Below are 13,598 nucleotides of genomic sequence, written 5' to 3' on the forward strand. Positions count from 1 at the left end.
ACGGGCTACTTCTCGACCTCGGCCGCCAGCTTGGCGAGCAGCGCGTCGTAGATCCGGCCAAGTCCCTTGGGGGCGAAGGTCTTCTCGAAGAAGCCGCCGATGCCGCCCGCGCCGTTCCAGACGGTGCTGACGACAGCCTTCGACCTGCCCTCGCCGGCCGGGGTGACGGTCCAGGTGGTGACCATCGAGGAGTTGCGGTCCTTCTCGACCAGCTGACCGTCGGTCGGCTCGGTCACCTCGAGCAGGCAGTCGCGGATCCGCTTGCTGGTCGCCTGGAGCTTCCAGTGGACGAGAGTGCCCTCGCCGTCGCCGCCCTCACGGACCTCGTACTCGCTGAAGTGCTCGGGCAGCAGCTTGGCGCGGGTGTTCTCGTAGTCGGCCAGCGCATCGAACACCTTCTCCGCGTCTGCCGCGATGATCCGTTCCGTGGTGGCCTCGACCTGCGCCATTCGCGTTCCTCCAGCACTCGGTTCTTCGGGGGTGCCGCTAGCCAATCACCTCGGGTCCGGCCTCCCAAATCCAGGGTCACCGCACCCGTGGTCACCCTGGGCCGGGGGCGTGGTGGGTTGCTGTGACCGGTGGGTTCCCCTGCGGGCATCCGGGGTCACCGCGCCCGTGGTCACCCTGGGCCGGGGGCGTGGTGGGTTGCTGTGACTGGTGGGTTCCCCTGCGGGCATCCAGGGGCACCCCGAAACGGACCGGGGTCGCAAGCGATCAAGGGAACATGTGTTCTATTCTGTGGCCAGTGCTACCGAGGAGGCGCTCATGCGCTGGGACAATCTGGTCGAGAACCCCACGACGGCCGGGGACACTGCGCTTTTCGCTACGTCCGCGGTGACCACCAGGACTTTCGACACCCCCGAATTCCGGGGCATCACCTTCCACGAGATCCGCGCCCGTTCGATCCTGAACCGGGTGCCGGGCGCCTCACGAATGCCGTTCGAGTGGACGGTCAATCCCTATCGGGGCTGCACGCACGCCTGTGTGTACTGCTTCGCCCGCAAGACCCACAGCTATCTGGACCTCGACACCGGGCTGGGGTTCGACTCCCAGATCGTTGTGAAGATCAACGCGCCGGAGCTGCTGCGCCGGCAGCTGGCGTCCCGGCGGTGGCAGGGCGCTCATATCGCCATGGGAACGAACGTCGACTGCTATCAGCGGGCGGAAGGGCGCTACCAGCTGATGCCGGGCATCATCACCGCGCTGCGCGACCATGCGAACCCGTTCTCCATTCTCACCAAGGGCACGCTGATCCTTCGCGATCTGGAGCTGCTGCGGCAGGCTGCGGAGGTGACCGAGGTCGGGATCTCCGTCTCGGTCGGCTTCACCGACCCCGAGCTGTGGCGCACGGTCGAGCCGGGCACACCCTCGCCGGAGCGGCGCCTCGACGTCGTACGGACCCTCACCGAGCACGGCATCGGCTGCGGGGTGCTGATGGCGCCGGTCATCCCGTTCCTCGGCGACCACCCGGACCAACTCCGCGCGACCGTACAGGCGATCGCCGCGGCCGGAGCGACGTCGGTGACGCCGCTCGTCCTTCATCTGCGGCCGGGTGCGCGCGAGTGGTTCATGGCGTGGCTGGCACAGCATCATCCGCATCTGGTACGGCGTTACGAGCGGCTGTACGCGGAGGGAGCGTATGCGCCGAAGTGGTACCAGCGCCGGATCACGCGCCATGTCCATGAACTGGCCCGGGAGTTCGGCATAGGCCCGGCCGACCGGGGTGTGCCGCGACGGATCCCGGTACCGGAGGAGCCGGAGCTCGCAACGCCGGAGGCGACGCAGCTGACTCTGCTCTGAGGCGGGCGGGCGGGCCGGGAAATCGATCGGGATTGTCAGTGGTGTGCGCAAGGATGAACGCATGACTTCGCGACTCACGCATGTACAGGCTCCCGAAGGTGTGGCTCCCGGCACGGGATACAGCCATGTCGTCTGGGGCACCGGCCGGTTCGTGGCGATATCGGGGCAGTGCGCCTTCGACCAGGACGGCAAGGTCGTGGGCGAGGGAGACCCGGCGGCACAGGCGCGGCAGGTCTTCGAGAACCTCCGCCGCTGTCTGGCCGCGGCGGGCGCCTCCTTCGACGATGTGGTCAAGCTGACGTACTTCGTCACCGATGTCGCGCACCTTCCGGCGGTCCGTGCGGCGCGGGACGAGGTGATCGACGCCGGACGGCTGCCGGCCAGCTCGGCGGTCCAGGTGGCGGCGCTGTTCCGGCCCGAACTGCTCGTCGAGATCGAGGCGTTCGCGATCACCGGAGAGGAGAGCTAGCGGATGCCGGTACGTATACGGGACATGGGCATCGACGACTGCGAAGCGGTCGCTACGGTCCGGGTCCGGGGCTGGCAGCACGCGTACGCCGGGTTGATGCCGTCGTCGTATCTGGACGCGATGAGCATCGAGGAGGACGCGGCGAAGCGCCGCGCCTTCCTCACGAGGGGTGGCAGGCGGGTGACCAATGTGGTCGCCGAGCGGGACGGCGAAGTGGTCGGGTGGGGCTGCTGCGGACCGGGCCGGGACGAGGAAGCGACGGCGGGTATCGGCGAGCTGTACGCGATCTACGTGCTGCCGGAACAGATATCCACGGGCGTGGGGCGGGCGCTGATGGCGGAGCTGACGGAGCGGGCCACGGCTCACGGGTTCCCCGAGATGCGGCTCTGGGTCCTCAAGGAGAACGACCGCGCCCGCAGGTTCTACGAGAAGGCGGGCTTCACACCCGACGGCGCGGAGGAGCCGTTCGAGGTGGACGGCGTCGCGGTCCCGGAGGTTCGGTACGCCCGCACCCTGTCCGCGTAGAGCCATACGCGGTCGGGCGCGAGCCCGCACCACCGGGCGGCCCGCACCCAGCCGCGCCGCCCAGCCGGTTCAGCTCGGCCCAGCCGCCCACCTCTCGGCCCCTCAGCACAGCCGCTCAGTCCAGCCGGGCCAGTGCCGCCTCCGCCGCCGCCATGAGCCGGGGGTGCGTGCGGGCCGAGCGGAGAATGCCGGCCGCTCGTTTGTCGCCCAGTGCGCCGAGGCCCTCGACACAGGCCAGGGCCACCCGCCAGTGCGGGTCACCCGGAGCGAGCCTGCGTCGCAGGACGGTGATCAGCGCCGGTACGGACTCCGGCGCGCGCAGCCGCGTGAGCAGCCGGACCGGGAGCAGGGCGTAGGCGACGCGCAGCTCATTCGTGGCGAGCGCGGCCGCCGCCCGCGGCGTGCGGGGGTCGTTCAGCCTCGACAGCGCGTGTGCCGCCGAGACACAGCGCGCGGGATCGCGGTGGTTGAGGAGCAGTACCAGCGCCTCGAAGGCCCGCCGGTCCCCCGCGCAGCCCAGCCGGAAGGCGGCGATCTCCCGTGCCCACAGAGGCCGTTCATGTTCGGTGAGGACTCCGGCGAGCTCCTCCCGGTCCTCGGTCACCAGTAGCCGTTCATACGCCACCGAGCCGCCCGACTCACCGCGCAGCCGTCCCGCGAGCGACCGTAACTCCTCGTCCATGGCGGCCAGCGTATCGGCGAGAGACCGGCGAAGGACCTGCCAGGAACCAACCAGGATCCAACCAGGATCCAACCAGGGATCAACCAGAGGCCGGCCGGAGACCGGCAGAAACCGGCCAGAGACCGGCGATCCAGATCACACGCCCAGGTCTGGCGTGCTCGTTACTAGCGAGTTAAGCTCAGGTGAGCGGGTAACCCCCGCGGCTCACGGTGGCCTGGTGACGCAGCCGCCGCGAGTGCTTTGTCGGTTCGGTAGTTCTGCACCACGTACGACGTGACTCAGGGACAGAGTCCGTCGGCGCCGCACCACGAGACGCATTTGCCGTGCGCCGAATTTCCGTGCGCGGTTCTGCGCAGTCATGCCGCCAGGCACGCGCCCTTCGGCGTTCCCGCTCGCGCGCGCTCCTCATCAGTCGTCACTCATCCCTGGAGTCCCCCGATGGACACCCCTCTCCACACCATTGCCGTCGTCGGCCTCGGCACCATGGGCACCGGCATCGCCGAAGTCCTCGCCCACGCCGGCCGTGAGGTCATCGGCATCGACATCAGCGACAGCGCGGCCCGCCACGCCGTCACCGCGCTCGAGACCTCCACCGCTCGCGCCGTGGAGCGCGAGCGGATCACCGAGGAGGAGCGCCGGAACACCCTCGCCCGCTTCCGTACCTTCTCCGATCTGCACGCCGCGGCCGAGGCCGATCTCGTGATCGAGGTCGTGCCCGAGTCGTACGAGGCCAAGCAGCAGGTCTTCCGTGCGCTGGACGCGATCGTCCGCCCGGACGCGATCCTCGCCACCGGCACCAACGCCCTCTCGGTGACCCGGCTCGCCGCCGACTCCCAGCACCCGGAGCGCGTGCTCGGGCTGCACTTCTTCAACCCGGCCCCGGCCATGAAGCTCGTCGAGGTCGTCTCCTCGGTGCTGACCTCCCCGCTCGCCGTCGAGACCGTCACCGCGCTCGCCCGCGAGCTCGGCAAGGAGCCCGTCGCGGTCGGCGACCGCCCCGGTTTCGTCGCGGACGGTCTGCTGTTCGGCTACCTCAACCAGGCCGCCGCGATGTACGAGGCCAAGTACGCCTCCCGCGAGGACATCGACGCCGCGATGAAGCTCGGCTGCGGACTGCCGATGGGCCCGCTCGCCCTGCTCGACCTGATCGGCATCGACACCGCCCGTACCGTCCTGGACGCGATGTATGCCGAGTCCCACGACCGGCTGCACGCGCCCTCCCCCATCCTCAAGCAGCTCAGCGAGGCGGGCCTGACCGGCCGCAAGGCGGGCCGCGGCTTCTACTCGTACGCCGCTCCTGACACCTCGGTGCTGGTCCCGGACGCCCTCACGCCTCAGCCGGAAGCGGCGGCGTCGGCCGGCCGCGAGGTCCGCTCCGTCGGCGTGGCCGGCTCCGGCACCATGGCGAGCGGAATCGCGGAGGTCTTCGCCAAGGCCGGTTACGACGTCGTGCTCGCCGCCCGCAGCCCGGAGAAGGCGGAGACGGCGAAGGCCCGTATAGCCAAGTCCCTTGCGCGCTCGGTCGACAAGGGCCGGATGACGGCCGAGGCCAGTGCGGCGACCCTGGCCCGGATCACACCGGCCGGTTCGCTCGACGCCTTCGCCGAGGTCGACCTCGCCGTCGAGGCCGTGGCCGAGGATCTGGAGATCAAGCAGGCGCTCTTCGCCACCCTCGACAAGATCTGCAAGGAGGGTGCGGTGCTCGCCACCACCACCTCCTCGCTGCCCGTCGTCGCCTGTGCCCGCGCCACCTCGCGCCCGCAGGACGTCATCGGGATGCACTTCTTCAACCCCGCCCCGGCGATGAAGCTGGTCGAGGTGGTCCGTACGGTGCTGACCTCCGACGAGGTCCACGCCACCGTCCGCGAGGTCACCACGAAGATCAAGAAGCACCCGGTGGACTGCGGTGACCGGGCCGGCTTCATCGTCAACGCCCTGCTCTTCCCGTACCTCAACAACGCGATCAAGATGGTCGAGGAGCACTACGCCACGCTCGACGACATCGACGCCGCGATGAAGCTCGGCGGCGGCTATCCGATGGGCCCCTTCGAGCTCCTCGACGTGGTCGGACTCGATGTCTCGCTCGCCATCGAGAAGGTTCTGCACCGCGAATTCCGCGACCCGGGCCTGGCCCCGGCGCCACTGCTCGAGCACCTGGTGGCTGCGGGCTGCCTCGGCCGCAAGACGGGGCGTGGCTTCCGCGAATATGCCCGGCGCTGATCGCGGCGCGGGCTGGGGTGGGCTGCTCGGCCCTTCGGGCGGCCCGCCCCCGCAGGCGCGCTCTCCTGCACGGATGCAGTACGTTCAGGTCATGCCCCAGCCCGCCAAGCCCACCCGCGCCAAGGCCACTCCCGACGCTCCGGAAAGTGCGGCAGGCAGCCGCGCCGCCGCGCAACGCCTCAAGATGCGGCGCGAGTTGGCGGCCGCGGCGATGGAGCTGTTCGCGACCAAGGGGTACGAGGCGACGACCGTCGACGAGATCGCGGCCACCGCCGGGGTCGCCCGCCGGACCTTCTTCCGCCACTTCCGTTCCAAGGAAGAGGCGATTTTCCCGGACCACGACGACACGCTCGTACGGGCCGAGGCGGTGCTGAACGCGGCCCCGGCCCATGAGCATCCGCTGGACACCGTCTGCAGGGGAATCAAGGAGGTCATGCGGATGTACGCGGCCTCTCCGGCGGTCTCCGTCGAGCGCTACCGGCTGACCCGTGAGGTTCCCACGCTGCGGGAGCGGGAGATCGCCTCGGTGGCCCGCTACGAGCGGCTGTTCACTCGCTATCTGCTGGGCCACTTCGACGAGCGCGACCACCACGACGGCAACGACGACCCGCTGCTGGCGGAGGTGGCCGCGTCCGCGGTCGTCACGGCGCACAACCATGTGCTGCGCCGCTGGCTGCGGGCGGGCGGCCAGGGCGATGTGGAGTCCCAGCTGGACCACGCGTTCGCGATCGTCCGCGACACCTTCGGCACGGGCATCGGGGCGGGCCGCACCGCGCAGACCGAGCGACCGGGTCCCGCGGCGGTGTCGGCGCGGACCAGTGGCGACGTCCTGGTGACGGTGGCCCGTACCGACGCGCCGCTGGACGAGGTCATGCGCACCATCGAGCGGGCCCTGGGCGACCGCAGGGCCTGACCCCGGGGCCCTCCGTCCCCCGGACCCCCGCGCGGGGGCTCCGCCCCCGGACCCGCGCGCCTCAATCGCCGGCGGGGCTTGATTTGCCCGGGCATATCCAGCCCCGCCGGCGATTGAGGACACACCCCAAGGGTGCGTCAGCCGGACACCCCCGGCGGCGGTGCGCCAGGAGCGTTCCCGGTACACGGAGTCATTGCTCGGCACGCTGCGTGAGCGCGGCGACCGGGCTGCGCTGCGCGAGACGCCGATCGCCTGGAGCGAGGGCGGTTTCAGTCTGCTGCGCGCGGCGGAGCGCCTCGGAGTGCTCGCAACACGCTGCTGTACCGGCTGGACAAGATCGAGCAGTTGTCGGGGCAGCGGGTGCGCGAGCCTGGTGCGGCGATCGTGCTGTATCCGGCGTGTCCGGGAGACCTGCTGTACGCTCCGCACCACAGTCGGCCAATCCCTCGATGAGTCAGCCCCCTTGACGCGCCATCAGTTCCATCGCCCTCGAGCCGGCCGGCACCGTCAGCGGCGTCGATCCACGCCGGGGCGCGAACCAACTGCACCCAAGAGCACACAGAACGTGACGGACCTCCGCTTACGAGGCGGTCGTTTGTTGCTCATACGTGCCCGCCAGATGACAAGCGAGAGAAATTCCTGGCACCGAGTGTCTTGCGGGCTGGCACGGGGTGCCATACGTTGATGTTGTCCGGGCGGCCGGCGTGCAGAGACCTTTCGTACGCCGGCTGTCCCCGCAAACCATCGGTTTGTGCGCCCGGACGCCTGCGTCACAGGCAACCTCACGCGCCCACCAGCGCTGCCAGCAGCACCACCCGCCGAACCGACGGCACACCTCCACAGCAGCAGCACCCCGACGTTTCCCCTCAGCGTTCCCTCAAACGCGCTTCGCCGGAGGCACCCCGTGAAGGAAATCCTGGACGCGATCCAGTCGACCGACAGCAAGTCTGCCGACTTCGCCGCACTGCCCATCCCTGAGTCCTACCGCGCGGTGACCGTGCACAAGGACGAGGTCGACATGTTCGCCGGTCTCGAGACCCGCGAGAAGGACCCGCGCAAGTCCCTCCATCTCGAGGACGTGCCGGTGCCCGAGCTCGGCCCGGGCGAGGCCCTCGTCGCGGTCATGGCGAGCTCCGTCAATTACAACTCCGTCTGGACCTCGATCTTCGAGCCGGTGTCCACCTTCGGCTTTCTCGAGCGCTACGGAAGGCTCTCCGAGCTCACCAAGCGCCACGACCTGCCGTACCACATCATCGGTTCCGACCTGGCGGGCGTCGTGCTGCGCACCGGCCCCGGCGTCAACGCCTGGCAGCCGGGCGACGAAGTCGTCGCGCACTGTCTCTCGGTCGAGCTGGAGTCCTCGGACGGCCACAACGACACGATGCTCGACCCGGAGCAGCGCATCTGGGGCTTCGAGACGAACTTCGGCGGCCTCGCCGAGATCGCTCTCGTCAAGTCCAACCAGCTGATGCCCAAGCCCCAGCACCTCAGCTGGGAGGAGGCAGCGGCTCCGGGGCTGGTCAACTCCACCGCGTACCGCCAGCTCGTCTCGCGCAACGGCGCGGGCATGAAGCAGGGCGACAACGTGCTGATCTGGGGCGCCAGCGGCGGTCTCGGCTCGTACGCCACCCAGTTCGCGCTGGCCGGTGGCGCCAACCCGATCTGTGTGGTCTCCAGCGCGCAGAAGGCGGACATCTGCCGCGCGATGGGCGCCGAGGCGATCATCGACCGCAACGCCGAGGACTACAAGTTCTGGAAGGACGAGCACAACCAGGACCCGCGCGAGTGGAAGCGCTTCGGCAAGCGCATCCGTGAGCTGACCGGCGGCGAGGACGTGGACATCGTCTTCGAGCACCCGGGCCGCGAGACCTTCGGCGCCAGCGTGTACGTCACCCGCAAGGGCGGCACCATCGTCACCTGCGCCTCCACCTCCGGCTACAACCACGAGTACGACAACCGCTACCTGTGGATGTCGCTGAAGCGGATCATCGGCTCGCACTTCGCCAACTACCGCGAGGCGTGGGAGGCCAACCGCCTGGTCGCCAAGGGCAAGATCCACCCGACGCTGTCGAAGGTCTACTCCCTCGAGGACACCGCCCAGGCCGCGTACGACGTGCACCGCAACCTGCACCAGGGCAAGGTCGGCGTGCTGGCACTGGCACCCCGCGAGGGTCTGGGTGTGCGCGACGAGGAGCTCCGCGAGAAGCACATCGACGCCATCAACCGCTTCCGGAACATCTGAGGCCCTTAGATGACTGAACGTCAGAAGGACCGGCCCTGGCTCATGCGGACGTACGCCGGTCACTCGACCGCCGAGGCGTCCAACGAGCTCTACCGGCGCAACCTCGCCAAGGGGCAGACCGGCCTGTCGGTCGCGTTCGACCTGCCGACGCAGACGGGCTACGACCCCGACCACATCCTCGCCCGCGGTGAGGTCGGCCGGGTCGGGGTCCCCGTCTCGCATCTCGGTGACATGCGCCGGCTGTTCCAGGACATCCCACTGGAGCAGATGAACACCTCGATGACCATCAACGCCACCGCCATGTGGCTGCTGGCGCTCTATCAGGTGGTCGCCGAGGAGCAGGGCGTCGACATCACCAAGCTCCAGGGGACGACGCAGAACGACATCGTCAAGGAGTACCTGTCGCGCGGGACGCATGTCTTCCCGCCCGGTCCTTCGCTCCGCCTGACCACCGACATGATCACGTACACGGTGGCCAACATCCCCAAGTGGAACCCGATCAACATCTGCAGCTACCACCTGCAGGAGGCGGGCGCCACTCCGGTCCAGGAGATCTCGTACGCGATGTCCACGGCGATCGCCGTGCTGGACGCGGTACGGGACTCCGGCCAGGTGCCGGCGGAGAAGTTCGGCGATGTGGTCGCACGTATCTCCTTCTTCGTGAACGCGGGCGTCCGCTTCATCGAGGAGATGTGCAAGATGCGCGCCTTCGGCCGTATCTGGGACCAGGTCACGCGCGAGCGGTACGGCATCGAGAACGAGAAGCAGCGCCGCTTCCGCTACGGCGTCCAGGTCAACTCCCTCGGTCTGACCGAGGCCCAGCCGGAGAACAACGTCCAGCGCATCGTCCTCGAAATGCTGGCCGTCACGCTCTCCAAGGACGCGCGCGCCAGGGCCGTACAGCTCCCGGCGTGGAACGAGGCCCTGGGTCTCCCACGGCCCTGGGACCAGCAGTGGTCGCTCCGTATCCAGCAGGTGCTGGCGCACGAGAGCGATCTGCTGGAGTACGAGGACATCTTCGAGGGCTCGCATGTCATCGAGGCCAAGGTGGAGTCCCTGGTCACCGAGTGCCTCGCCGAGATCGGCCGGATCCAGGAGATGGGCGGCGCGATGGCGGCCGTCGAGTCCGGCTATCTCAAGTCGCAGCTGGTCTCCTCGCACGCCGAGCGCCGGGCCCGGATCGAGGGCGGCGTGGAGAAGATAGTCGGCGTCAATATCTTCGAGACCACCGAGGAGAACCCGCTCACCGCGGACCTCGACACCGCGATCATGACGGTCGACCCGGCGAACGAGGCGCGCGTCGTCGCAAAGCTCCACGAGTGGCGCGACAACCGCGACGAGACCCGGGCGAGCGAGGCCCTGGCCACGCTGAAGAAGGCCGCCGCGGGCTCCACCAACCTGATGGCCGCCACCGTCGAGTGCGCCCGTGCGGGTGTCACCACCGGCGAGTGGTCGTGGGCGCTGCGCGATGTGTTCGGCGAGTTCCGCGCGCCGACGGGCGTGAGCAGTGCGCCGGTCGCGGTCACCGCCGAGAAGGGCACGCCGCTCGCTCTCGTACGCGAGAAGGTGTCCCGTACGGCCGACGAGCTGGGCTCCGGAAGGCTGCGGCTGCTGGTCGGCAAGCCCGGCCTGGACGGTCACTCCAACGGCGCCGAGCAGATCGCCGTACGCGCCCGTGACGCGGGCTTCGAAGTGGTCTACCAGGGCATCCGGCTCACGCCCGAACAGATCGTCAACGCCGCGCTCGCGGAGGACGTCCACTGTGTGGGCCTCTCGATCCTCTCCGGCTCGCACGCCGAGCTGGTCCCCGATGTGCTGGACCGGCTGCGCGAGGCCGGCGCGGCCGATATTCCGGTGATCGTCGGCGGGATCATCCCGAACGCCGACGCCACCGATCTGAAGGCGGCAGGCGTCGCCGCCGTCTTCACCCCGAAGGACTTCGGCATCACGGAGATCATCGGCCGTATCGTCGACGAGATCCGGAAAGCGAACAAGCTCGACCCTCTGGAGGTCCCCGCATGACCACGCCCGTGAACCGTCTCCGTCCGCGGCGTTCCTGCCTCGCCGTGCCGGGCAGCAACCCGCGCTTCCTGGAGAAGGCCCAGGGCCTCCCGGCCGACCAGGTCTTCCTCGACCTGGAGGACGCGTGCGCGCCGCTCGCCAAGGAGGGCGCCAGGCACACCATCGTCGACGCGCTCAACAACGGCGACTGGACGGGCAAGACCCGGGTCGTGCGGGTCAACGACTGGACGACGCACTGGACGTACCGCGACGTGGTGACGGTCGTCGAGGGCGCGGGCCCCAATCTCGACTGCATCATGCTGCCGAAGGTCCAGGACGGCACCCAGGTCAAGGCGCTCGACCTGCTGCTGACCCAGATCGAGAAGACGATGGGCTTCGAGGTCGGCCGGATCGGCATCGAGGCGCAGATCGAGAACGCCAAGGGCCTGGTGAACGTCGACGAGATCGCCGCCGCCTCGCCGCGTCTGGAGACCATCATCTTCGGCCCGGCCGACTTCATGGCCTCCATCAACATGAAGACGCTGGTCGTCGGCCAGCAGCCGCCCGGCTACGGCGCGGACGCCTACCACTACATCCTGATGCGGATTCTGATGGCGGCCCGTACGCACGACCTCCAGGCGATCGACGGCCCCTTCCTGCAGATCCGCGACGTGGACGCGTACCGCGAGGTCGCGGGCCGTGCGGCGGCGCTGGGCTTCGACGGCAAGTGGGTGCTGCACCCCGGCCAGGTCGACGCCGCCAACGAGGTCTTCTCGCCCTCCCAGGAGGACTACGACCACGCCGAGCTGATCCTGGACGCCTACGAGTGGTGCACCTCGGAGGCCGGCGGTAAGAAGGGCTCGGCGATGCTCGGCGACGAGATGATCGACGAGGCCAGCCGCAAGATGGCACTGGTCGTCGCGGGCAAGGGCCGCGCGGCGGGCCTGCAGCGCACGTCCAAGTTCGAAGCCCCGGAGGCGTAAGCGATGCAGTTCGGACGCACATACGAAGAGTTCGAGGTCGGCGCGGTCTACCGGCACTGGCCCGGGAAGACGGTCACCGAGTACGACGACCACCTCTTCTGTCTGCTCACCATGAACCACCACCCCCTCCACATGGACACCAACTATGCGGAGAAGACGACCGATTTCGGGAAGAACGTCGTCGTCGGGAACTACATCTACTCGCTGCTCCTCGGCATGTCGGTCCCGGATGTCTCCGGCAAGGCCATCGCCAACCTGGAGGTCGAGTCGCTCAAGCACGTCGCGCCGACCTTCCACGGCGACACGATCTACGGCGAGACGACGGTCCTCGACAAGACTCCGTCAAAGTCCAAGAACGACCGCGGGATCGTCTACGTCGAGACCAAGGGCTACAAGCAGGACGGCACCCTCGTCTGCGTCTTCCGGCGCAAGGTGATGGTCCCGACCGAGACGTACATCAAGGAGCGCGGCGGCGAGCAGCCCGGCCGCCCGGAGCTGAAGGCACAGGAGAAGTAGCCATGAGCCGACTCGCCCAGACCCACGGTCTGACCGACGTCCAGCAGGAAATCCTGGCCACCGTCCGGGATTTCGTCGACAAGGAGATCATTCCTGTCGCCACCGAGCTGGAGCACCGCGACGAGTACCCGACGCAGATCGTCGAAGGCCTCAAGGAACTCGGCCTGTTCGGGCTGATGATCCCGGAGGAGTACGGCGGCCTGGGCGAGTCGCTGCTCACCTACGCGCTGTGCGTCGAGGAGATCGCGCGTGGCTGGATGTCCGTCTCGGGCATCATCAATACGCACTTCATCGTGGCGTACATGCTCAAGCAGCACGGCACACAGGAGCAGAAGGACACCTTCCTGCCGCGGATGGCGCTGGGCGAGACGCGTGGCGCGTTCTCGATGTCCGAGCCGGCTCTCGGCTCCGATGTGTCGGCGATCACCTCCAAGGGCGTCAAGGACGGCGACGAGTACGTCCTGACCGGCCAGAAGATGTGGCTCACGAACGGCGGAACGTCCAATCTGGTCGCCGTTCTGTGCCGGAGTGACGAAGGACACCCGGAGGGCACCGCCCCCCATAAGTCGATGACGACCTTCCTGGTCGAGAAGGAGCCCGGCTTCGGAGAGGTCCGCCCGGGCCTCACCATCCCCGGGAAGATCGACAAGATGGGCTACAAGGGTGTCGACACCACCGAGCTCATCATGGACGGACTGCGCATTCCGGCCAATCGGGTACTCGGCGGCACCACCGGCCGAGGGTTTTACCAAATGATGGACGGCGTCGAGGTCGGCCGCGTCAATGTCGCGGCACGTGGCTGCGGAGTGGCGCAGCGTGCGTTCGAGCTGGGCGTCTCGTATGCGCAGCAGCGTCACACTTTCGGCAAGGCGATCGCTCAGCACCAGGCCATTCAGTTCAAGCTGGCCGAGATGGCTACCAAGGTCGAGGCCGCTCATGCGATGATGGTTAACGCGGCACGCAAAAAGGACTCCGGGGAACGAAACGACCTGGAGGCAGGGATGGCGAAGTACCTCGCCTCCGAATACTGCAAGGAAGTCGTCGAGGACGCCTTCCGCATCCACGGCGGTTACGGCTTCTCCAAGGAGTACGAGATCGAGCGCCTCTACCGCGAGGCGCCGATGCTGCTGATCGGTGAAGGTACCGCCGAGATCCAGAAAATGATCATTGGTCGCCGGCTGCTGGAGGAGTACCGATTCCAGGGTTGATTGTCGCATTTGAGTCGGTACGGCCGCGAAGAGAGTCAC

At 68.5% G+C, this 13,598-nt stretch carries 12 protein-coding genes; 10 read left to right on the forward strand and 2 right to left on the reverse strand.

Annotated features, from left to right (window positions below; translation table 11 throughout):
• Nucleotides 1-5: 5 nt before the first annotated feature.
• Complete coding sequence (locus ACFWDI_RS25585; protein ID WP_326653656.1) at nucleotides 6-449, reverse strand: SRPBCC family protein; 444 nt, start codon at nucleotides 447-449, stop codon at nucleotides 6-8.
• 316 nt (nucleotides 450-765) lie between these two features.
• On the opposite strand from ACFWDI_RS25585, the gene ACFWDI_RS25590 reads away from it, so the two are divergent.
• The 3 genes from ACFWDI_RS25590 (at nucleotide 766) to ACFWDI_RS25600 (ending at nucleotide 2,794) form a co-directional block, all read left to right on the forward strand.
• A complete protein-coding gene (locus ACFWDI_RS25590) occupies nucleotides 766-1,800 on the forward strand; it encodes an Rv2578c family radical SAM protein (protein ID WP_385307141.1) in 1,035 nt (344 codons plus the stop codon).
• A 61-nt stretch (nucleotides 1,801-1,861) separates the two neighbouring features.
• Nucleotides 1,862-2,269, forward strand: coding sequence for a RidA family protein (locus ACFWDI_RS25595; protein WP_385307142.1), 408 nt, complete (start codon nucleotides 1,862-1,864; stop codon nucleotides 2,267-2,269).
• 3 nt (nucleotides 2,270-2,272) lie between these two features.
• Entirely contained in the window at nucleotides 2,273-2,794 is a 522-nt protein-coding gene (locus ACFWDI_RS25600) for a GNAT family N-acetyltransferase (protein ID WP_385307144.1), read from the forward strand.
• Between the two features lie 115 nt (nucleotides 2,795-2,909).
• Here ACFWDI_RS25600 and ACFWDI_RS25605 read toward each other — a convergent pair whose 3' ends face one another.
• The gene (locus ACFWDI_RS25605; RefSeq protein ID WP_385307146.1) at nucleotides 2,910-3,476 is read right to left on the reverse strand and encodes an adenylosuccinate lyase; all 567 of its coding nucleotides are present in this window, start codon (nucleotides 3,474-3,476) and stop codon (nucleotides 2,910-2,912) included.
• Nucleotides 3,477-3,914: 438 nt separating this feature from the next.
• Here ACFWDI_RS25605 and ACFWDI_RS25610 point away from each other — a divergent pair, with 438 nt between their 5' ends.
• From ACFWDI_RS25610 to ACFWDI_RS25640, 7 genes are all read left to right on the forward strand, one after another.
• Nucleotides 3,915-5,696 carry a 3-hydroxyacyl-CoA dehydrogenase family protein gene (locus ACFWDI_RS25610; protein ID WP_385307148.1) on the forward strand — a complete coding sequence of 594 codons (1,782 nt, stop codon included), beginning with the start codon at nucleotides 3,915-3,917 and terminating at the stop codon, nucleotides 5,694-5,696.
• Nucleotides 5,697-5,787: 91 nt separating this feature from the next.
• The gene (locus ACFWDI_RS25615) at nucleotides 5,788-6,609 is read left to right on the forward strand and encodes a TetR family transcriptional regulator (protein ID WP_385307149.1); all 822 of its coding nucleotides are present in this window, start codon (nucleotides 5,788-5,790) and stop codon (nucleotides 6,607-6,609) included.
• A gap of 904 nt (nucleotides 6,610-7,513) precedes the next feature.
• A complete protein-coding gene (ccrA, locus tag ACFWDI_RS25620) occupies nucleotides 7,514-8,851 on the forward strand; it encodes a crotonyl-CoA carboxylase/reductase (RefSeq protein ID WP_385307150.1) in 1,338 nt (445 codons plus the stop codon).
• Nucleotides 8,852-8,860: 9 nt separating this feature from the next.
• Nucleotides 8,861-10,873, forward strand: a complete 2,013-nt coding sequence (locus ACFWDI_RS25625) for a protein meaA (RefSeq protein ID WP_385307152.1) — start codon at nucleotides 8,861-8,863, stop codon at nucleotides 10,871-10,873.
• The gene (locus tag ACFWDI_RS25630) at nucleotides 10,870-11,835 is read left to right on the forward strand and encodes an HpcH/HpaI aldolase/citrate lyase family protein (RefSeq protein ID WP_385307153.1); all 966 of its coding nucleotides are present in this window, start codon (nucleotides 10,870-10,872) and stop codon (nucleotides 11,833-11,835) included. The genes ACFWDI_RS25625 and ACFWDI_RS25630 overlap by 4 nt, the downstream gene beginning before the upstream one ends.
• A 3-nt stretch (nucleotides 11,836-11,838) precedes the next feature.
• Entirely contained in the window at nucleotides 11,839-12,351 is a 513-nt protein-coding gene (locus ACFWDI_RS25635; RefSeq protein ID WP_362676821.1) for a MaoC family dehydratase, read from the forward strand.
• A gap of 2 nt (nucleotides 12,352-12,353) precedes the next feature.
• Nucleotides 12,354-13,559: an acyl-CoA dehydrogenase family protein gene (locus tag ACFWDI_RS25640; RefSeq protein WP_326653642.1), complete on the forward strand. Its 1,206-nt coding sequence runs from the start codon at nucleotides 12,354-12,356 to the stop codon at nucleotides 13,557-13,559.
• Nucleotides 13,560-13,598 lie beyond the last annotated feature (39 nt).

It is taken from the genome of Streptomyces sp. NPDC060064 (assembly GCF_042736455.1).
Lineage (GTDB): Bacteria > Actinomycetota > Actinomycetes > Streptomycetales > Streptomycetaceae > Streptomyces.

Bases quoted from the DNA above. Each gene is read 5' to 3' on its own strand.
- ACFWDI_RS25585 (WP_326653656.1), bottom strand. From the start codon at position 449: ATGGCGCAGGTCGAGGCCACCACGGAACGGATCATCGCGGCAGACGCG.
- ACFWDI_RS25600 (WP_385307144.1), top strand. From the start codon at position 2,273: ATGCCGGTACGTATACGGGACATGGGCATCGACGACTGCGAAGCGGTC.
- ACFWDI_RS25625 (WP_385307152.1), top strand. From the start codon at position 8,861: ATGACTGAACGTCAGAAGGACCGGCCCTGGCTCATGCGGACGTACGCC.
- ACFWDI_RS25615 (WP_385307149.1), top strand. From the start codon at position 5,788: ATGCCCCAGCCCGCCAAGCCCACCCGCGCCAAGGCCACTCCCGACGCT.
- ACFWDI_RS25605 (WP_385307146.1), bottom strand. From the start codon at position 3,476: ATGGACGAGGAGTTACGGTCGCTCGCGGGACGGCTGCGCGGTGAGTCG.
- ACFWDI_RS25635 (WP_362676821.1), top strand. From the start codon at position 11,839: ATGCAGTTCGGACGCACATACGAAGAGTTCGAGGTCGGCGCGGTCTAC.
- ACFWDI_RS25590 (WP_385307141.1), top strand. From the start codon at position 766: ATGCGCTGGGACAATCTGGTCGAGAACCCCACGACGGCCGGGGACACT.
- ACFWDI_RS25640 (WP_326653642.1), top strand. From the start codon at position 12,354: ATGAGCCGACTCGCCCAGACCCACGGTCTGACCGACGTCCAGCAGGAA.
- ACFWDI_RS25630 (WP_385307153.1), top strand. From the start codon at position 10,870: ATGACCACGCCCGTGAACCGTCTCCGTCCGCGGCGTTCCTGCCTCGCC.
- ACFWDI_RS25610 (WP_385307148.1), top strand. From the start codon at position 3,915: ATGGACACCCCTCTCCACACCATTGCCGTCGTCGGCCTCGGCACCATG.
- ACFWDI_RS25595 (WP_385307142.1), top strand. From the start codon at position 1,862: ATGACTTCGCGACTCACGCATGTACAGGCTCCCGAAGGTGTGGCTCCC.